Here is an 18562-nt window from a genome sequence, read left to right as displayed (position 1 = left end):
ATGGCCTCTCACGATCACTACTACGTCCCGGCGCAAAGCAAGTGGCCGATCATTGCCACCATCGGCATGTTCATCACGGTGTTCGGCCTCGCCACCTGGTTCAACGACATGAAGGCCGGGCGCGATAGCCACGGGCCGCTGATCTTCTTCGTCGGTGCGCTGTTCCTCGCGTACATGCTGTTCGGCTGGTTCGGCGCGGTGATCAAGGAAAGCCGTGCCGGCCTGTACAGCCCGCAGATGGACCGCTCGTTCCGCTGGGGGATGTCGTGGTTCATCTTTTCCGAGGTGATGTTCTTCATCGCCTTCTTCGGCGCGCTGTTCTATGTGCGGCACATGTCGGGGCCGTGGCTTGGCGGCGAAGGGGCCAAGGGCGTGGCGCACATGCTCTGGCCGAACTTCGAGTTCACCTGGCCGCTGCTGCATACGCCGGATCCGAAGCTGTTCCCGCCGCCCAGGGAAGTGATCGATCCATGGCACCTGCCGCTGATCAACACCATCCTGCTGGTCAGCTCCAGCGTGACCATCACCATCGCCCACCATGCCCTGCGCAAGGACCATCGTGGCCCGCTGAAATTCTGGCTGGCGCTGACCGTGGTCCTGGGCATCGCCTTCCTCGTCCTGCAGGCCTACGAGTACCACGAGGCCTACACCAAGCTTGGCCTGACCCTCGGTTCCGGCATCTACGGTGCGACCTTCTTCATGCTCACGGGCTTCCACGGTGCCCACGTGACCATGGGCACCCTGATCCTGTTCGTGATGTTGATGAGAGTGTTGAGGGGCCATTTCAACCCGGACAAGCACTTCGGCTTCGAGGCGGCCAGTTGGTACTGGCACTTCGTCGATGTGGTCTGGGTGGGGCTGTTCATCTTCGTCTACGTGCTGTGAAGGGAGGAATCACCAAGGGGCGTGCGACACCAGTTGGCCGCTGACGAAGCCCCAGGTGATCAGGCCCAGGGTCACGGCGGCCAGGCAGACACGGACGGTCAGGGCCTTGAGCAGGCGGGTGGAGTTCTCGTCGTCCTTGACCAGGAACACCAGGCCGCTGAAGAGGCTGGCGATGGTAGCCAGCAACATCACAACGATCGCGGCTTTGAGCATGGCGACATCTCCGGGGGGACGTGATGCATTCGAGTATAGCGACAGCCCTGGCGGGGGTCCGATGAGAGGCTTTCGCCCCGGCCTGGTGCCGACCCTGGTGGTGCTGGCGTTGCTGCCGGTGCTGGTCGGCCTGGGGTTCTGGCAGCTCGGTCGCGCCGAGCAGAAGCGTTCGCTGCTGAATGTGTATGCAGAGCGCGAGGTCGAGGCGCCCGTGCCTGCCGGGCAATTGCTGGAGGACCAGGCTGATCCGGCCTACCGCCGCGTCCATCTGCATGGCCATTTCGACGGCCAGCACAGCATTCTCCTCGATAGCCGCATGCGCGACGGCAAGGCCGGCGTGGAGCTGTTGCAACCTTTCCTCGATGAGTCCAGCGGGCATTGGTGGCTGGTCAATCGCGGCTGGCTGCCATGGCCGGACCGGAGGATACCGGCGAGCTTCGACACCCCGGCACAAGCCCTCGACCTGACGGCCTGGGTCTATATCGCACCGGGCGCCAGCTTCCTGCTGCGCGCCGATGCGCCTGACGGCGACTTCCCGCGCCTGCTCAACAGCGCCGAGCCGGCGCACCTGTGGCAACAACTGGCCCGTGCCGGCTTCCCCCACGAACTGCGCCTGGAGCCGGGGCCGGCCAGTTACCGGGTGGACTGGCCCCTGGTGCCCCTGGGCCCGGAAAAACACCTGGGCTACGCCGTGCAATGGTTTGCCCTGGCCACGGCCCTGATCGCGCTTTACCTCTACTTCGGTTGGCATCGACACAATAAAAAGGAGAAACCTCATGGGCGTCGCCACGGGTCCACTCGACATGTCTGAGGGCAGGCCACCAAGGAATCGTGCCAAGGGCCGCCTGCAACTGATCCTGATCCTGTTGGTGGTGATCGGGCCGATGATGCTGGCCACCGGCATGTACAAGCTGCAGTTCTGGGTGCCGGAGGGGCGCAGTTATCACGGCGAGATGATCGGCAACGGCCTGGAGCTGTCCGACCTTGGCGTACAGGCTCCTGCCGAGCGCTGGCAACTGCTGGTCAGTGCGCCGAAGGACTGCAATGCCGATTGCCAGCAACTGGTCTACCTGGCCCGGCAGATCAACATCGGCCTGGGCCGCGATGCCAGCCGCGCCGGTCATGCCCTGGCCAGCGGCGAGCCGGTGAGCGGCGCCTACCTGTCCCGGCTGGAGAGCGAATACCCGCAGCTCCAGCGCTATCCGCTGGATGCCACCCGCTATGGCGCGATCGCGCCGAACCGTAGCGAGGCGCAACTGTGGATCGTCGATCCCCACGGCAACCTGGTGCTGCGTTACGACGCGAAGGTCAAGGGCAAGGATGTGCTCAACGACCTGCGCCACCTGCTCAAACTGTCCAATATCGGCTAGGAGCCCGCCATGACCCGTCCCGGATATCGCCTTGCCGTATTCGCCACCGGACTGGCGCTGCTGGTGGTGCTGCTCGGTGCCTATACCCGCCTGACCCACGCCGGCCTTGGTTGCCCCGACTGGCCCGGCTGCTACGGCTTTATCAGCGTGCCCAAGACCGAGGCGCAACTGGCCCATGCCGAGCTGCATTTCCCCGATTCGCCGGTCGAAGCCCACAAGGGCCGCAACGAGATGGTCCACCGCTACTTCGCCGGCACCCTGGCCCTGGTGATCGCCATGCTGGCGGTGCAGGCGCTGCGCCGGCACGGGCGCGACGGGCAACCCTACCGCCTGCCGTTGCTGGTGCTTGGTGTGGTGTTCCTGCAAGCCGCCTTCGGCATGTGGACGGTGACCTTGCAACTGTGGCCGCAGGTGGTCACGGCGCACCTGTTGGGCGGGTTCGCGACCTTGAGCCTGCTGTTCCTGCTCAGCCTGCGCCTGTCCCGGGCCTATATGCCGCTGCCCGGGCTGCCGCGCAGGGTGCGCCGGCTGGCGGCCGTGGCGCTGATGCTGGTGATCGGGCAGATCGCCCTGGGCGGCTGGGTCAGCGCCAACTACGCGGCGGTGGCCTGCATCGACCTGCCTACCTGCCACGGTGAATGGTGGCCGCAGGCGGACTTCGCCAACGGCTTCCACCTGACCCAGCATATCGGCCCCAACTACCTCGGCGGCCAGCTCGACAGCGAGGCGCGCACCGCCATCCATATCACCCACCGCCTCGGCGCGCTGCTGGTGACCTGCGTGCTGCTGGCCCTGGCCTGGCAACTGCACCGGGTCGGATTGCGGCGGCTGGCGAAACTGGTGGTGGCGGCGTTGTTCCTGCAGGTCGGCCTGGGTATCAGCAACGTGCTGTTCCACCTGCCACTGGTCGTGGCCGTAGCACACAACGCCGGTGGCGCCGGTCTCCTGTTGACCATGGTGCTGGTCAACTACCGCACCCGTCCGGCCCTGCAGCCACGGGCACGCAGGGTCAGTCCCGGCTGGCGGCTCACGCCGTTGCGCCTGGCCGGTGACTTTCACTACCTGGGAGGCAATCCATGGCAACGCACCTGAGTGAACGTCAGCTCGACACCGGCTGGCGCGACTACCTTGAGTTGACCAAGCCCAAGGTGGTGGTGCTGATGCTGATCACCTCGCTGGTCGGCATGTTCCTCGCTACCCGGGCGGGCGTACCGTGGACGGTGCTGCTGTTCGGCAACCTCGGCATCGGCCTGTGTGCCGGGGCGGCGGCGGCGGTCAACCATGTGGTGGATCGGCGCATCGATGCGCTGATGGCCCGTACCCACAAGCGGCCGCTGGCCGAGGGCCGGGTCGCTCCGGTGCCGGCGCTGCTGTTCGCGCTGTTGTTGGCGGTGCTTGGCATGGTGCTGCTGCTGACCTTCACCAACCCGCTCACCGCGTGGCTGACCCTGGCCTCGCTGCTCGGCTATGCGGTGGTCTACACCGGCTTCCTCAAGCGCGCTACGCCGCAGAACATCGTGATCGGTGGCCTGGCCGGTGCGGCGCCCCCGCTGCTCGGCTGGGTGGCGGTCAGCGGTCATCTGAGCGCCGAACCGCTGCTGCTGGTGCTGATCATCTTTGCCTGGACCCCGCCGCATTTCTGGGCCCTGGCCATCCACCGCAAGGCCGAGTACGCCAAGGCGGATATCCCGATGCTGCCGGTCACCCACGGCGAGCACTACACCAAGGTGCATATCCTGCTCTACACCTGCATATTGCTTGCGGTGAGCCTGCTGCCGTTCGCCATCCATATGAGTGGCCCGCTCTATCTTGCCTGCGCCGTGCTGCTGGGGCTGCGCTTCCTGCAGTGGGCCTGGGTGTTGTACCGTGGCGTTCGGCCGCACGCTGCGATCAAGACCTTCAAGTACTCTGTCTGGTACCTGTTCCTGCTCTTCATCGCGCTGCTCGTAGACCATTACCTGTTGTTGAATCTATGACTCGAACCCAGAAAACCGTCTTTATCCTCGTCGCCCTCGTCGCGTTGATTCTCGGGCTGACCATCAACAAGGTGCTCAACGGCCGTGGCCAGGGCAACCCGACCGAACTGATCGATGCCGGCATCATCCTGCTGCCGCAAAGCCGTGCAGTGCCGGAGCTGGAAATGAGCGACGAGAACGGCCAGCCGGTGCGGGTCGATCAGTTGAAGGGCAAGTGGTCGCTGGTGTTCTTCGGCTATACCTTCTGCCCGGATATCTGCCCGACTACGCTGGCGCAGTTGCGCCAGGTGAAGAGCGAGCTGCCGAAGGAGGCGCTGGAGCGGTTGCAGGTGGTGCTGGTCAGCGTCGATCCGAACCGTGATACACCGGCCCAGCTCAAGCAATACCTGGGCTATTTCGACAAGGATTTCCGCGGCCTGACCGGCTCGCTGGAGGCGACGCAGAAGCTGGCCAATGCCCTGAGTATCCCGTTCATTCCGGCCGATACCAGCAAGCCGGGGTATACCGTGGATCACAGCGGCAACCTGGCCCTGATCGGACCGGATGGGGCGCAGCGGGGGTTCATTCGGGCGCCGTTCAACAACCAGAAGCTGGTGGCGCAATTGCCGGGGTTGGTGAAGCGGGATTGAGGTGGGGGATTTGAGGGCCTCATCGCTGGCAAGCCAGTTCCCACAGGTTGTGGGAGCTGGCTTGCCAGCGATGAGCCCTCAAGAGCGATAGAGAACTATCAGAACGCCGGAATCACCGCGCCCTTGTATTTCTCCTGGATGAACTGCTTCACCTCAGGCGAGTGCAGGGCACCGACCAGCTTCTTGATGGCATCGGAGTCCTTGTCGTTCGGACGAGCCACCAGGATGTTCACGTAAGGCGAGTCGGCACCTTCGATGACCAGGGCGTCTTTCTCCGGGTTCAGCTTGGCTTCCAGCGCGTAGTTGGTGTTGATCAGCGCCAGGTCGACCTGGGTCAGCACGCGCGGCAGGGTGGCGGCTTCCAGTTCGCGGATCTTCAGGTTTTTCGGGTTTTCGGCGATGTCCTTCGGCGTCGACAGGATGTTCGAGGCGTCCTTGAGCTTGATCAGGCCAGCCTTCTGCAGCAGCAACAGGGCACGGCCGCCGTTGGTGGCGTCGTTCGGGATCACCACGTTGGCGCCCGACGGCAGCTCGTCCAGCTTCTTGAACTTGGTGGAGTAGGCGCCCAGCGGCTCGATGTGCACGCCGGCAACGCTCACCAGGTTGGTGCCCTTGCCCTTGTTGAACTCATCCAGGTACGGCTGGTGCTGGAAGAAGTTGGCGTCCAGGCGGCCTTCGGCGACCTGTACGTTGGGCTGGATGTAGTCGGTGAAGACCTTCACTTTCAGGTCCACGCCTTCCTTGGCCAGGGTCGGCTTGACGAATTCGAGGATCTCCGCGTGCGGCACCGCGGTGGCGGCGACGCTCAGGGTTTCCGCGGCGTTGGCGGCAGTGGTGGAAAGGGCCGCGAACGCGGCGACGGCAGCGAACAGCTTTTTCATTGCATCACTCCTTGAGGGAGCCGCTCGGCCCCCGATGTGTCGGTCACGCCGACCCTTTACTTACGGGAAAAATGGACGACCAGTTTGTCGCCAATGCTCTGCAGAACTTGAACCAGGATCAGCAGCAGGACCACGGTGACGATCATTACGTCGGTCTGGAAGCGCTGGTAGCCGAAGCGGATCGCCAGGTCACCCAAACCGCCTGCGCCCACCACGCCGGCCATGGCGGTGTAGGACACCAGGGTGATGGCGGTGACGGTGATCGCGGCGAAGATGCCCGGCCGCGCCTCCGGCAGCAGCGCATTCATGATGATCTGCCGGGTGGTCGCGCCCATGGACTGGGTGGCCTCGATGATGCCGCGATCCACCTCGCGCAGCGCGGTTTCCACCAGGCGCGCGAAGAATGGCGTGGCCCCCACTACCAGCGGCGGAATGGCCCCGGCGACGCCCAGCGAGGTGCCGGTGATCAGCACGGTGACCGGGATCATCACGATCAGCAGGATGATGAACGGCAGCGAGCGAAGGATGTTCACCACCAGCGACAGCACGGCGTAGATCCCCTTCTGCTCGAACATCTGCCGCGGGCCGAACATGAACAGCAAAACGCCCAGGGGCAGGCCCAGCAACACGGTGAAGAACAGCGAACCGAACAGCATGATGAAGGTGTCGCCGGTGGCCAGCCAGATCTCGGACCAGTCCACGTTGGCGAAGAAATTCAGGGCGTCCATCAGCGCAATACCTCCATATGAACGTCAGCCGCGGTGAAGCGGGCGAAGGCCGCTTCCATGTCGCCGCCGGTGACGGCCAGGGTCAGTTGCCCGTATGGAGTGTCCTTGATGCGGTCGATGCGGCCGGCCAGGATGCTGTAGTCGACGCCCGTCTCGCGGGCCACGGTGCCCAGCAGCGGCGCATAGGTGGCGTCGCCCTGGAAGGTCAGGCGCACGATGCGTCCCGGGACGTGGGCGAAGTCGTCGCGCTGTTCGGCTTCATCCACCTGCTCGTCTTCCTGAACGAAGCGCCGGGTGGTCGGGTGCTTGGGATGCAGGAACACATCGGCAACCGGGCCCTGCTCGACGATCTGCCCGGCATCCATTACCGCGACCTGGTCGCAGACCCGGCGGATCACGTCCATTTCATGGGTGATCAGGACGATGGTCAGCTTCAGCTCGCGGTTGATCTCGGCCAGCAGTTGCAGGACGGAGGCGGTGGTCTGCGGGTCGAGGGCGCTGGTGGCCTCGTCGCACAGCAGGATCTTCGGCCGGGTCGAAAGGGCACGGGCGATGCCGACGCGCTGCTTCTGCCCGCCGGACAGTTGCGCCGGGTACTTCTTCGCATGCTCGGACAGACCGACGCGTTGCAGCAGTTCGGCGACGCGGGCGTCGATCTCCTTGCGCGACAGTTCGCCGGCCAGGGTCAGCGGCAGGCCGACGTTATCGGCGACGGTCTTGGAGGCCAGCAGGTTGAAGTGCTGGAAGATCATCCCGACCTGCTGGCGGAAGCCGCGCAGCTGGTTGGCATCGAAGGCGGTGACGTCCTCGCCATCGACGATGATCTTGCCACCGCTTGGCGCTTCCAGGCGGTTGATCAGGCGCAGCAGGGTGCTTTTGCCGGCCCCGGAGTGGCCGATCAGCCCGAACACCTGGCCGTTGTCGATGCTCAGGCTCGTGGGGTGCAGCGCGGGAATGTCCCTACCGGCGACGCGGTAGGTCTTGTGGACTTGTTGGAACTCGATCACGTAGCGAACCTTGTGGGGCGCATGGGAATGGGGTCAGCGGTTAGCCGGTCGCGCATTTTAGCCTGTTCGTTTAGAGGTTCTTAGCATTTATTTCGTCATCGTCCATTGCTGCAGGCATAACGCGATCAGTGGTCAATCCGATGGAACGCCAGCCAAGCGGCCCCGGTCACTAGCAAAACAGCCCGCCAACGGGCATCCCCGCGATGGAACTGATGAGGACCGCCAGCCATGCCTAGCAAGAACGATGCGCCACGGGAAAGCCAGCTTGCCGGAACCGACACCCCGGACCGCGCCAATACCAATGCCAAGTTGCAAAGCCTGGAAACCGTGCGCAGCGACGCCACCGGCCAGGCCTTGCGTACCAACCAGGGCGTGAAGATCGCCGACAACCAGAACACGCTCAAGGCCGGCCCGCGCGGCCCGTCGTTGCTGGAAGACTTCATCATGCGCGAGAAAATCACGCATTTTGACCATGAGCGGATTCCGGAGCGCATCGTTCATGCCCGCGGTACCGGGGCGCACGGCTACTTCCAGTCCTACGGCAACCACGCGGAACTGACCAAGGCCGGCTTCCTCCAGGATCCGGAGAAAATCACCCCGGTCTTCGTGCGTTTCTCCACCGTGCAGGGGCCGCGTGGCTCGGGCGATACGGTGCGGGACGTGCGCGGCTTCGCCGTGAAGTTCTTCACCGACGAAGGCAACTTCGACCTGGTCGGCAACAACATGCCGGTGTTCTTCATCCAGGATGCGATCAAGTTTCCCGATTTCGTGCATGCGGTAAAACCCGAGCCCCATAACGAGATCCCCACCGGCGGCAGCGCACACGACACCTTCTGGGACTTCGTCTCGCTGGTGCCCGAATCGGCGCACATGGTGATCTGGGCCATGTCCGACCGCGCGATCCCGAAAAGCCTGCGGACCATGGAAGGTTTCGGCGTGCACACCTTCCGCCTGATCAACGCCGAAGGCGTGGCCAGCTTCGTCAAGTTCCACTGGAAACCCAAGCAGGGCGTGCTCTCGCTGCTCTGGGACGAGGCGCAGAAGCTCGCCGGCAAGGACACCGACTATCACCGCCGCGATCTGTGGGAAGCGATCGAGACCGGCAACTATCCGGAATGGGAACTGGGCGTGCAGATCGTCCCCGAGGCCGACGAGCACAAGTTCGACTTCGACCTGCTCGACCCGACCAAGATCATTCCCGAAGAATTGGTTCCGGTGACGCCGCTGGGCAAGATGGTGCTCAACCGCAACCCGGACAACTTCTTCGCCGAAGTCGAGCAGATCGCCTTCTGCCCCGGGCATATCGTGCCGGGTATCGATTTCACCAACGACCCGCTGCTACAAGGCCGTCTGTTCTCCTACACCGACACCCAGATCAGCCGCCTGGGCGGGCCGAACTTCCATGAAATCCCGATCAACCGACCTATCGCGCCGAACCACAATGGCCAGCGCGACGCCATGCACCGTGTGCGCATCGACAAAGGGCGCGCGGCCTACGAGCCCAACTCCATCGACGGTGGCTGGCCCAAGGAAACACCGCCAGCGGCGCAGGACGGCGGGTTCGAGTCTTACCAGGAGCGCATCGACGCGCACAAGATCCGCCAGCGCAGCGAATCCTTCGGCGACCACTTCTCCCAGGCGCGGTTGTTCTATCGCAGCATGAGCCCGAACGAGCAGGAGCACATCGTCAATGCCTACAGCTTCGAGCTGGGCAAGGTCGAGCGTGAGCACATCCGGGCGCGCGAGGTGAACGAGATCCTGGCCAATATCGACCTGGACCTGGCTGCGAAGGTGGCGGCCAAGCTTGGCCTCCCGGCACCGAAGGCCGGGACGGTGGATGTGCCGGAACCGTCGTTGAAGGCTTCGCCGGCGCTGAGCCAGATGAATCACCTTGGCGAAAGCATCAAGGGGCGCAAGGTGGCGCTGCTGGTGGCCGATGGCGTCGATGCCGGGCTGGCCGACAAGCTGACCAAGGCCCTGGAAGCCGAGAGCGTGCAGATCAAGGTGCTGGGGCCGACTTCAGCGCCGGTGAAAACCGCCGATGGCAAGACCTTGCCCGTGGATGCGTCGATGGAAGGCATGCCATCGATCGCATTCGACGCGGTCTGGGTCGCGGGTGGCAAGGCGGTGATCGACGCGCTGCAAGGGGATGGTGTGGCGGTCCATTACATCCTCGAGGCCTACAAGCATCTCAAGCCAGTGGCCGGGCATGCCGAGGCGAAAGCCTGGTTCGACAGCCTGAATCTCAAGGAAGACAGCGGTTTGCTGGCGGGGAATGATGCCAACGCGATCAAGGCGTTCACCCAGGCCATCGGCAAGCATCGGGTGTGGGAGCGGGAGGCTGCGGCTAAAGCCATTCCGGCCTGATATGGCCTCATCGCTGGCAAGCCAGCTCCCACACTGTGGGAGCTGGCTTGCCAGCGATAGAGCCATCAGCTATCGGTGCGCTTCGGCGTCAGTACCACCTGGGCCGGCTGGCTGCGGTGAATCTCGCTGCGCTGTTGCAGCTCGAAGGACGGATCACGCTTGTTGACCCGCTTGCCCAGCAGGGTCGACAGCCAGGGATAATCGGCCTTGCGTGGCACCTGGAACACCACATCACACTGGTAATTGACGACATCATCGGCGATATCGTCGAGCTGCCGACGCAGCTTGCCGATGTCGCGGATATCCAGGGCGATCACCGTGCTTGGCGCCGTCGGGTCGATCACCTTGGCCTTCGGCTTGGCTTCGGCCGCTTTCAGCGCTGCTTCGGCACGGTCCAGCTCGGCCTTGCGCGCCTGGGCGATGGCGCCGTTGACGCCGCCGGTCAAGGCCGGAGCCTTGGGCATCAGGGCACGGGCGCGGGCCAGGGCGGTGGCGGCAGCATTTACATCGCCCTTCTGCAGGACGATCTGGCTGCGTTGCAGATACGCCTCGGCCAATTGCCGCTGGTACTGTTCGAGGCGGCTGTCGTCCGGCGCTTGGGCCTGCAACGCGGCCAACTGGTCCTCGGCGGTGGCCAGTTCACTGCTGGCGATACTCTGCTGCAATTGCTGCCAGGCATCCGGCGTGGCAGGCACGGCGGCGCTTTCGACCGGCTTGCCTGCGCAAGCGGTCAGAATCAGGGAAAACGCGGCAAGGAGCAGATAACGGGAGGCGAACGGCTTCATTCCTACGACTCTCTATTTGCGCGAAAAACGAGCAAGTCTACACCCAGTCCGTGGGCGGGAACATCATTCCTTCGCTGGCGCTCGCGGGGTGCATGGGGGCGGACGCCACCGCGCAGGCGGCGTTCGCTGTTGCATTCAGCGCTTGGGCAGGGCCAGGCTCAGCAAGAATAGCACCGCGGCACAGACCACGATCGAGGGCCCTGCGGGGGTGTCCTTGAACCAGGACATGGCCAGGCCGCCACAGACCGCGACGACCCCGATAAGACTGGCGCCAAGGGCCATTTGTTCCGGAGAGCGTGCATGTCTTTGCGCGGCGGCGGCGGGGATGATCAGCAACGACGTGATCAGCAGCACGCCGACGATCTTCATGGCTACGGCGATGACGATCGCGATCAGCAGCATCAGTGCCAGGCGCAGGCCGGCCACCGGCAGGCCTTCGACCCGGGCCAGCTCTTCATGCACGGTCACCGCCAGCAGCGGCCGCCACAGCGCCACCATCAGCAACAGCACCGCTGCGCTGCCGCCGAGGATCCAGGCCAGATCGGCCGGGCTGATCGCCAGCAGGTCGCCGAACAGGTAGCCCATCAGGTCGATGCGCACATCGCGCATGAAACTCAACGCCACCAGGCCGAGGGACAGGGTGCTGGGGGCAAGGATACCGAGCAGGGTGTCCGAGGCCAGCGGCTGGCGCTGCTGCAAGGTAACCAGGAGCAACGCCAGCAGCAGGCAGCCGACCGTTACCGCCAGCGCCGGGCTGATGTCGAGCATGAAGCCCATGGCCACGCCGAGCAGTGCGGCATGGGACAGGGTGTCACCGAAATAGGCCATGCGCCGCCAGACCACGAAGGAACCCAGGGGGCCGGCCACCACGGCCAGGGCCAGGCCTGCGAGCAGGGCGTAGAGCAGGAAATCAGCCATGCTTGCAGTTTTCTCCATGCACATGCGGGGTGACCACCGAACCATGCAGGTCGTGGCTGTGGTCGTGATGATGGTGATAGATCGCCAGGCTTGGCGCGTTGTTGCCGAACAGCTCGACGAAGGCCGGGTCGCCGCTGACCTGCTCCGGATGCCCGGAACAACAGACGTGACGATTGAGGCAGACCACCTGGTCGGTGGTGCTCATGACCAGGTGCAGGTCGTGGGAGACCATTAGCACGCCGCAACGGTGGCGGTCGCGCAGGCGGGTGATGAGGCTGTACAGCTCGGCCTGGCCGGCAACGTCGACGCCCTGGACCGGTTCGTCCAGCACCAGCAGCTCGGGCTCGCGCAGCAAGGCGCGGGCCAGCAGCACGCGCTGCATCTCGCCGCCGGAAATGTTCTGGATCGGGCTGTCGATCACCTGTTCGGCACCGACTTCCTCCAGGGCCGCCAAGGCAGCGGCGCGGTCCACGCCCGGAACCAGGCGCAGGAAGCGCAGAACCGAGAGCGGCAGGGTCGCGTCCACCTGAAGCTTCTGCGGCATGTAGCCGATACGCAGCTTCGGCTTGCGCCAGACGCTGCCGCGATCCGGCTTGAGCAGGCCGAGGACGGCGCGCACGAGGGTGGTCTTGCCGGCGCCGTTGGGGCCGATCAGGGTGACGATCTGCCCGGGGTCGACGGTCAGGTCGATGCTGTCGAGGATGCTCTGCCCGGCGATGGTCACTCCCACCTGTTGCAGGCGGATCAAGGCATTGCTCATCAGGCGCTCCGGCAACTGGCGCAGATGCCGACGACTTCCACGGTCTGCGCCTCGACGCTGAAACCGACCTCCTTGGCACTGGCGACGATGGCGTCGCTGATCGCCGCCTGCTCGAGCTCGATCGCGACATGGCACTCGCGGCAGATCAGGAATTGACCCTGGTGCGCATGTTCCGGGTGATTGCAGCCGATAAAGGCGTTGAGCGAGGCGATGCGGTGCACCAGGCTGTTTTCCAGAAGGAAGTCGAGGGCCCGATAAACGGTTGGCGGCGCAGCGCGACGGCCATCCTGTTCGCTCAGTACGCCGAGGATGTCATAGGCACCCAGCGGTTTATGGCTCTGCCAGACCAGTTCCAGCACACGCCGGCGCAACGCGGTCAGGCGCAGCCCCTGGCGGGCACACAGGGCATCGGCTTCGGCCAGGGCGGTGTGGACGCAATGGGAATGGTCGTGTGGGCGGTTGGCCAGTGGGGTAATGGGCATGGGCGGCGACGGTTCTGGTGAGAGACGTTATTATGTTACCTCTCTTTGCATCAATGAGCGCTTATCGTGTCCCGATTTTTTGCCCTTTTTGTCGCTTTTGCCTCAACCCTGGTCGTGCTGGCCCCGGCCCGCGCCGACGTTCGCGTTCTGACCAGCATCCAGCCGCTGCAACTGATTGCCGCAGCGGTCCAGGACGGCGTCGGCAAGCCGGAAGTGCTGCTGCCGCCGGGTGCTTCGCCGCACCACTACGCGCTGCGTCCGTCGGATGTACGGCGGGTAGCGGAGGTGGACCTGCTGTATTGGATCGGGCCGGACATGGAAAGCTTCCTGCCGCGTGTCATCACTGGGCGCAGCAAGCCTACCGTGGCGGTGCAGGGTCTGCCCGGCATGAGCCTGCGCCACTTCGGCGAGGACAGCCAATCCCATGAAGAGCATGACGCGCACGGGGATGACCCGGATGAACACGATCATGACCACCGCCCTGGCAGCCTCGATGCCCACCTGTGGTTGTCCACGGTCAACGCCCGGGTGATTGCGGCGCGCATGGCGGCGGACCTGAGTGCGGCGGATCCGGCCAATGCCGCGCGCTACCAGAGCAACCTGAAAGGCTTCGAGCAGCGCCTGGACGTGCTGGACCAGCGTTTGAAACAGCGACTGGCCGGCGTGGCGGACAAGCCTTTCTTCGTCTTCCACGAGGCGTTCGACTACTTTGAATCGGCTTATGGGCTGAAGCATGCAGGCGTGTTCAGCGTGGTTCAGGAAGTGCAGCCGGGCGCCCAGCATGTGGCGGCCATGCGCAAGCGCTTGCAGGAGGCAGGCAAGACCTGTGTGTTCAGTGAACCGCCACTGCGGCCGCGCCTGGCTGAAACCCTGACCGCCGGTTTGCCGGTGAAACTGGCGGAACTGGATGCGCTGGGCGGGACGCTGCCAGTGGATGCCAAGGGCTACGAGACCTTGCTGGCGAACCTGGGGAACGGGTTGGCGGGGTGTCTGGAAAGTCTGTAGTGCCTTCATCGCTGGCAAGCCAGCTCCCACAGGGACCGCGTGCACCGCGAAACCTGTGGGAGCTGGCTTGCCAGCGATGCTCTTTAAAGGGCGAAAGGCAGTGCCAGGCTCACATCCTGCCGCGCCTTCAAGCGCACCTCGAACTCCACCGGATCGTGAATCATCACATCCATCCCCGCGAACGATTCCGCCGCAATCAGGCGCGACAGCCAGAAGCGCACGCACGCGACCCGCAGCATCACCGGCCAGAGCTCGGCTTCCGCCGCCGTGAACGGCCGCAGCGCCGCATAGGCACCGAGGAACGCCCGCGCTCGCGGCAGATCGATCGCTCCCGCCTCGTCACAGCACCAGTCGTTCAGGCTGATCGCCAGGTCATACAGCATCGGCCCCGAGCAAGCGTTGTAGAAGTCGATCACACCGGTCAGGTGCGTGCCTTCGAACATTGCGTTGTCACGGAACAGGTCGGCATGCACGTTGGCCCGTGGGAGCGCCATGATCCGTGCGTGATTGGCGCTGATCTCGTCCAGGCTGGCTTTCAGCAGGGTCTGTTGCCCGGCATTCAGCCGCGGCATCAGTTCGTTGCCGGCCTGCAGCATCCAGTCCAGCCCCCGGTCGGTCTTGCGTTCCAGCGTGTGTTCGCGGGTCGCCAGGTGCAGGTGGCCCATGAAATCGGCGACCTGCACGCAGTGCTGGGCGTTGGGCGCCTTGATGTGCTTGCCGGCCAGGCGCGGTTGCAGCAGCGCCGGCTTGCCGGCCAGCTCGCGCAGGGCCACGCCGTCGGTGGCGGGCAAGGCATAAGGCACCGGCAGGTCGGCCTGGTGCAGCACCTCGAGCAGTTCGACGAAGAACGGCAGGTCCTGGATCGGTCCGCGCTCCACAAGCGTCAGCACGAACTCCCCCTGTTCGAGGCTGATGAAGAAATTGCTGTTCTCGGTACCGGCGGCGATGCCCTGGAAATCCAGCAGGCGGCCCAGTCCATAGGGGGCCAGGAAGGTTTCCAGCTGTGGCCGGGTCAGGGGGGTGAAGACAGACATGGTCAAAAACTGCTCAGTCAGGCACGTCGTCGCGACGTGCCGGGTGGATGTTAAGGGTCCGCGTTACCACTCGAAGATTTTCCAGGAGGGAATCAGCATGTCGGGTTGGTCGGACCGGATGAAGTTGGCGTCGCTACCGTCGGCACGCACCAGGAAGTACGGCTTGCCGTTCTTCGGTGTGACCTTGATCGCGTACAGGAAGCCGTTCTGACGGTATTCCTGAATAGTTTTGTCACCTTCCGTGCGAATGGTTACTTCCGGCTCGGCCGAGGGCGCTTCGTCCGCTGCCAGGGCTGCGACCGGCGTGCCGACGAGAAGGCCGAGCAACAACAGGCGATTGAATGTACCCATGATAACCTTGTCCCTTTGTCGTCAATGTTCCGGACATTCTAGCGCCGGGCCCGTCGAAAAGGTTGATTCCGCTCATGAGCCAAACCCCCCTCGTCCTGGTGGACGGTTCTTCGTACCTCTACCGTGCCTTCCACGCGCTGCCGCCGCTGACCACGTCCAAGGGCATGCCGTCCGGGGCGGTAAAGGGTGTGCTGAACATGCTCAGGAGCCTGCGCAAGCAATATCCGGACAGCCCGTTCGCGGTGGTCTTCGATGCCAAGGGCGGAACATTCCGCGACGAGATGTTCGCCGACTACAAGGCCAACCGCCCGAGCATGCCCGACGACATGCGCGTGCAGATCGAACCGCTGCACGCCGCCGTACGCGCCCTGGGCTTCCCGCTCTTGTGCGTCGAGGGTGTCGAAGCCGATGACGTGATCGGTACCCTGGCCCGCAGCAGCGCCGCGGCAGCGCGCCCGGTGGTGGTGTCCACGGGCGACAAGGACATGGCGCAACTGGTGGACGAGCACGTTACGCTGGTCAACACCATGACCGGAACCGTGCTGGATATCGAGGGCGTAAAAGGGAAATTCGGTGTCGCTCCGGAACAGATCATCGACCTGCTGGCCCTTATGGGCGATACCGCCGACAACATCCCGGGGGTCAAGGGTGTTGGCGAGAAGACAGCCGTCGGCTTGCTGGTCGGGGTCAATGGCGGCCTCAAGGAGCTCTACGACAACCTCGACCTGGTGCCGTCCCTGCCCATCCGTGGTGCCAAGACCCTGCCGGCCAAGCTGCTGGAAAGCAAGGAAATGGCCTTCCTCTCCTATCGCCTGGCGACCATCAAGTGCGACGTCGAACTGGACGTCGGCCTGGATGACCTGCACCTGGGCGAGCCGGATCGCGACAAGCTCATGGAGCTCTACACCGAGCTGGAGTTCAAGGGCTGGATCGACGAACTGGAGCGCGAGGCCCGCCGTGCCGCGCAGCCGGCCCCGGTGGCGGTGCTGGATGTCACCGTGGCGGCGGTCAGCGACGAGGCGTTGGTGGTGGCCGAGGTCGAGGTGCCGGTCGAGCCGGATTACGAGACCATCCTCGACCAGGCGCGTTTCGATGCCTGGTTGCAGAAACTCAAGGACGCCCCGCTGTTCGCCTTCGACACCGAAACCACCGGCATCGACGCGCAGCAGGCGCAACTGGTGGGTGTGTCCTTTGCGGTGAAAGCCCATGAGGCGGCGTATGTCCCGCTGACCCACAGTTACCCTGATGCCCCCGCGCAACTGGACCGCGACAGCGTGTTGCTGGCCCTGAAGCCGCTGCTGGAAGACCCGCAAAAGCTCAAGGTCGGCCAGCATGCCAAGTTCGATATGAACATCCTCGCCAACTGCGCGATCGGCGGCGACCCGGCCAACGGCATCAGCGTGCGCGGCATCGCCTTCGACACCATGCTCGAATCCTACGTGCTCAACTCCACGGCGATCCGCCACGATATGGACAGCCTGGCGAAGAAGTACCTCGACTACAGCACCGTCAAGTTCGAAGACATTGCCGGCAAGGGCGCCAAGCAGGTGACCTTCGACAAGATCCACCTGGACAAGGCCGGCCCTTACGCCGCCGAAGACGCCGACGTGACCCTGCGCCTGCACCAGACGCTGTTCGCGCAGCTCCAGGCGATCCCGTCCCTGGCCAGCGTGCTGACCGACATCGAGATGCCGCTGGTGCCGGTGCTGGCGCGGATCGAGCGCCAGGGCGCGCTGGTCGATCCCGAATTGCTGAGGCTGCAGAGCCAGGAACTGGGCGACAAGATGGTCGAGCTGGAGCGCGAGGCCATCGAACTCGCCGGTGAGCCGTTCAACCTCGGTTCGCCACGCCAGCTGGGCGCGATCCTTTACGACAAGTTCGGCCTGCCGGTCTTGAAGAAGACCGCCAAGGGCCAGCCCTCCACTGCCGAAGAGGTGCTGGACGAACTGGCCGAGGAAGGCTATCCGCTGCCACGGGTGCTGATGCAGTACCGCTCGCTGAGCAAGCTCAAGAGCACCTACACCGACCGTCTGCCCGAGCAGATCAACCCGCGCACCCAGCGCATCCATACGTCCTATGGCCAGGCCGTCGCGGCCACCGGACGCCTGTCGTCCAGCGATCCGAACCTGCAGAACATCCCGGCCCGCACTGCCGAGGGGCGGCGCATCCGCCAGGCGTTCATCGCGCCACCGGGCTACAAGCTGCTGGCGGCCGACTACTCGCAGATCGAGTTGCGCATCATGGCCCACCTGTCCGGCGACGAAGGCCTGATGAACGCCTTCCGCAACGGCCTCGACGTGCACACCGCGACTGCCGCCGAAGTGTTCAACGTGGCCCTGGACCAGGTGACTTCCGACCAGCGCCGCAGCGCCAAGGCGATCAACTTCGGCCTGATCTATGGCATGGGCGCGAAAAAGCTCGGCAAGGACATCGGCGTCGAGACCAAGCAGGCCAAGGCCTATATCGATGCCTACTTCGCCCGCTACCCGGGTGTGCGCCAGTACATGGAAAGCACCCGCAAGCTGGCCGCCGAGCAAGGCTTCGTGGAAACCCTGTTCGGCCGTCGCCTGTACCTGCCGGCGATCAACTCCAGCCGCCCGATGGAGCGTGCCGGAGCCGAACGTACGGCGATCAACGCGCCGATGCAGGGTACCGCGGCGGACATCATCAAGCGCGCCATGGTCGCGGTGGACAACTGGCTGGAAAGCTCCGGGCTCGATGCCCGGGTAATTCTCCAGGTGCACGACGAACTGGTGCTCGAAGTGCGCGAAGACCTGGTGGAACAGGTGCGTGAGGAGATTCGTCCGTACATGAGCAACGCTGCGCAACTGGATGTTCCGCTGGTGGTGGACGTTGGAGTGGGGGCGAACTGGGACGAAGCGCACTGAACATCGGGGAATGTCTGCGACATAAGGTCGCGCGAAATGCCCGACTCCGGCAGTCGGGCATTAAGAGAATTCCTACTTATCGCAAATAGTTTCTACACGCCCGGAACTAATCCGGTGAACCGACACTCAGAGGTACTGAATGGCTGGTGAAGCCCTTCAATGCTCCTATGTTGTGTTAAGTGTTGGCAGATATCCGGACCCCGCCCTAGCGGTTCGGAACTTGAACCCCGAACTTCCCCCTCCCCATACGAAGTCCGGGGTTTTTTTTTGCCCGGATTTCGCC

Annotated in this window: 19 protein-coding genes; 9 read left to right on the top strand and 10 right to left on the bottom strand. The window is 64.3% G+C overall.

All coding sequences use genetic code 11. The features are described from left to right. Entirely contained in the window at positions 1 to 885 is an 885-nt protein-coding gene (locus tag N7650_RS20820) for a cytochrome c oxidase subunit 3 (RefSeq protein WP_009401758.1), read from the top strand. A gap of 9 nt (positions 886 to 894) precedes the next feature. On the opposite strand, the gene N7650_RS20815 is transcribed toward N7650_RS20820, so the two are convergent. After that, positions 895 to 1098 carry a twin transmembrane helix small protein gene (locus N7650_RS20815; RefSeq protein ID WP_279899803.1) on the bottom strand — a complete coding sequence of 68 codons (204 nt, stop codon included), beginning with the start codon at positions 1096 to 1098 and terminating at the stop codon, positions 895 to 897. A 61-nt stretch (positions 1099 to 1159) separates the two neighbouring features. Between N7650_RS20815 and N7650_RS20810 the strand changes: the two genes are divergently transcribed. Genes N7650_RS20810 through N7650_RS20790 form a run of 5 tightly spaced genes read left to right on the top strand, consistent with a single transcriptional unit; the run spans position 1160 to position 5073 of the window. Next, positions 1160 to 1909: an SURF1 family protein gene (locus tag N7650_RS20810; RefSeq protein ID WP_279899801.1), complete on the top strand. Its 750-nt coding sequence runs from the start codon at positions 1160 to 1162 to the stop codon at positions 1907 to 1909. Beyond that, positions 1875 to 2468, top strand: a complete 594-nt coding sequence (locus tag N7650_RS20805) for a hypothetical protein (RefSeq protein WP_279899800.1) — start codon at positions 1875 to 1877, stop codon at positions 2466 to 2468. Before N7650_RS20810 ends, N7650_RS20805 begins: the two co-directional genes overlap by 35 nt. A gap of 9 nt (positions 2469 to 2477) precedes the next feature. After that, a complete protein-coding gene (locus N7650_RS20800) occupies positions 2478 to 3560 on the top strand; it encodes a COX15/CtaA family protein (RefSeq protein ID WP_279899798.1) in 1083 nt (360 codons plus the stop codon). Further along, positions 3545 to 4444, top strand: a complete 900-nt coding sequence (gene cyoE, locus N7650_RS20795; protein ID WP_279899797.1) for a heme o synthase — start codon at positions 3545 to 3547, stop codon at positions 4442 to 4444. Before N7650_RS20800 ends, cyoE begins: the two co-directional genes overlap by 16 nt. Then, positions 4441 to 5073 carry an SCO family protein gene (locus N7650_RS20790; protein WP_064302115.1) on the top strand — a complete coding sequence of 211 codons (633 nt, stop codon included), beginning with the start codon at positions 4441 to 4443 and terminating at the stop codon, positions 5071 to 5073. Before cyoE ends, N7650_RS20790 begins: the two co-directional genes overlap by 4 nt. A 98-nt stretch (positions 5074 to 5171) precedes the next feature. On the opposite strand, the gene N7650_RS20785 is transcribed toward N7650_RS20790, so the two are convergent. Genes N7650_RS20785 through N7650_RS20775 form a run of 3 tightly spaced genes read right to left on the bottom strand, consistent with a single transcriptional unit; the run spans position 5172 to position 7689 of the window. Then, on the bottom strand, positions 5172 to 5954 hold the full coding sequence (locus N7650_RS20785; RefSeq protein WP_064303922.1) for a MetQ/NlpA family ABC transporter substrate-binding protein: 783 nt from the start codon (positions 5952 to 5954) through the stop codon (positions 5172 to 5174). Positions 5955 to 6010: 56 nt separating this feature from the next. Continuing rightward, positions 6011 to 6682 (bottom strand): methionine ABC transporter permease, encoded by a 672-nt coding sequence (locus N7650_RS20780; RefSeq protein ID WP_009401743.1) that lies wholly within the window; start codon positions 6680 to 6682, stop codon positions 6011 to 6013. Next, positions 6682 to 7689 (bottom strand): methionine ABC transporter ATP-binding protein, encoded by a 1008-nt coding sequence (locus tag N7650_RS20775; protein ID WP_064303921.1) that lies wholly within the window; start codon positions 7687 to 7689, stop codon positions 6682 to 6684. The genes N7650_RS20780 and N7650_RS20775 overlap by 1 nt, the downstream gene beginning before the upstream one ends. A gap of 228 nt (positions 7690 to 7917) precedes the next feature. Here N7650_RS20775 and katE point away from each other — a divergent pair, with 228 nt between their 5' ends. Beyond that, the gene (gene katE, locus N7650_RS20770) at positions 7918 to 10056 is read left to right on the top strand and encodes a catalase HPII (protein WP_279899795.1); all 2139 of its coding nucleotides are present in this window, start codon (positions 7918 to 7920) and stop codon (positions 10054 to 10056) included. Positions 10057 to 10121: 65 nt separating this feature from the next. On the opposite strand, the gene N7650_RS20765 is transcribed toward katE, so the two are convergent. The 4 genes from N7650_RS20765 to zur form a co-directional block, all read right to left on the bottom strand. Beyond that, entirely contained in the window at positions 10122 to 10841 is a 720-nt protein-coding gene (locus tag N7650_RS20765; RefSeq protein WP_279899794.1) for a PA5502 family lipoprotein, read from the bottom strand. 135 nt (positions 10842 to 10976) lie between these two features. Continuing rightward, positions 10977 to 11759, bottom strand: a complete 783-nt coding sequence (gene znuB, locus N7650_RS20760; RefSeq protein WP_009401726.1) for a zinc ABC transporter permease subunit ZnuB — start codon at positions 11757 to 11759, stop codon at positions 10977 to 10979. Further along, positions 11752 to 12519 (bottom strand): zinc ABC transporter ATP-binding protein ZnuC, encoded by a 768-nt coding sequence (znuC, locus tag N7650_RS20755; RefSeq protein WP_009401724.1) that lies wholly within the window; start codon positions 12517 to 12519, stop codon positions 11752 to 11754. The genes znuB and znuC overlap by 8 nt, the downstream gene beginning before the upstream one ends. Beyond that, positions 12519 to 13001, bottom strand: coding sequence for a zinc uptake transcriptional repressor Zur (gene zur / locus N7650_RS20750; RefSeq protein WP_009401723.1), 483 nt, complete (start codon positions 12999 to 13001; stop codon positions 12519 to 12521). The genes znuC and zur overlap by 1 nt, the downstream gene beginning before the upstream one ends. A gap of 66 nt (positions 13002 to 13067) precedes the next feature. Here zur and znuA point away from each other — a divergent pair, with 66 nt between their 5' ends. Then, entirely contained in the window at positions 13068 to 14006 is a 939-nt protein-coding gene (gene znuA / locus N7650_RS20745; RefSeq protein WP_279899792.1) for a zinc ABC transporter substrate-binding protein ZnuA, read from the top strand. 83 nt (positions 14007 to 14089) lie between these two features. Here znuA and N7650_RS20740 read toward each other — a convergent pair whose 3' ends face one another. Together N7650_RS20740 and N7650_RS20735 are read right to left on the bottom strand one after the other, a co-directional pair. Then, positions 14090 to 15040: a homoserine kinase gene (locus N7650_RS20740; protein WP_279899790.1), complete on the bottom strand. Its 951-nt coding sequence runs from the start codon at positions 15038 to 15040 to the stop codon at positions 14090 to 14092. 63 nt (positions 15041 to 15103) lie between these two features. After that, entirely contained in the window at positions 15104 to 15391 is a 288-nt protein-coding gene (locus tag N7650_RS20735; RefSeq protein ID WP_009401712.1) for a DUF2782 domain-containing protein, read from the bottom strand. Positions 15392 to 15465: 74 nt separating this feature from the next. On the opposite strand from N7650_RS20735, the gene polA reads away from it, so the two are divergent. Next, on the top strand, positions 15466 to 18279 hold the full coding sequence (polA, locus tag N7650_RS20730; protein WP_279899789.1) for a DNA polymerase I: 2814 nt from the start codon (positions 15466 to 15468) through the stop codon (positions 18277 to 18279). The last annotated feature ends 283 nt before the right edge of the window (positions 18280 to 18562 follow it).

This window comes from Pseudomonas sp. GD04058, from assembly GCF_029836855.1.
GTDB classification, from domain to species: domain Bacteria; phylum Pseudomonadota; class Gammaproteobacteria; order Pseudomonadales; family Pseudomonadaceae; genus Aquipseudomonas; species Aquipseudomonas bharatica.
This window is presented reverse-complemented; position numbering and strand designations above follow the sequence as displayed.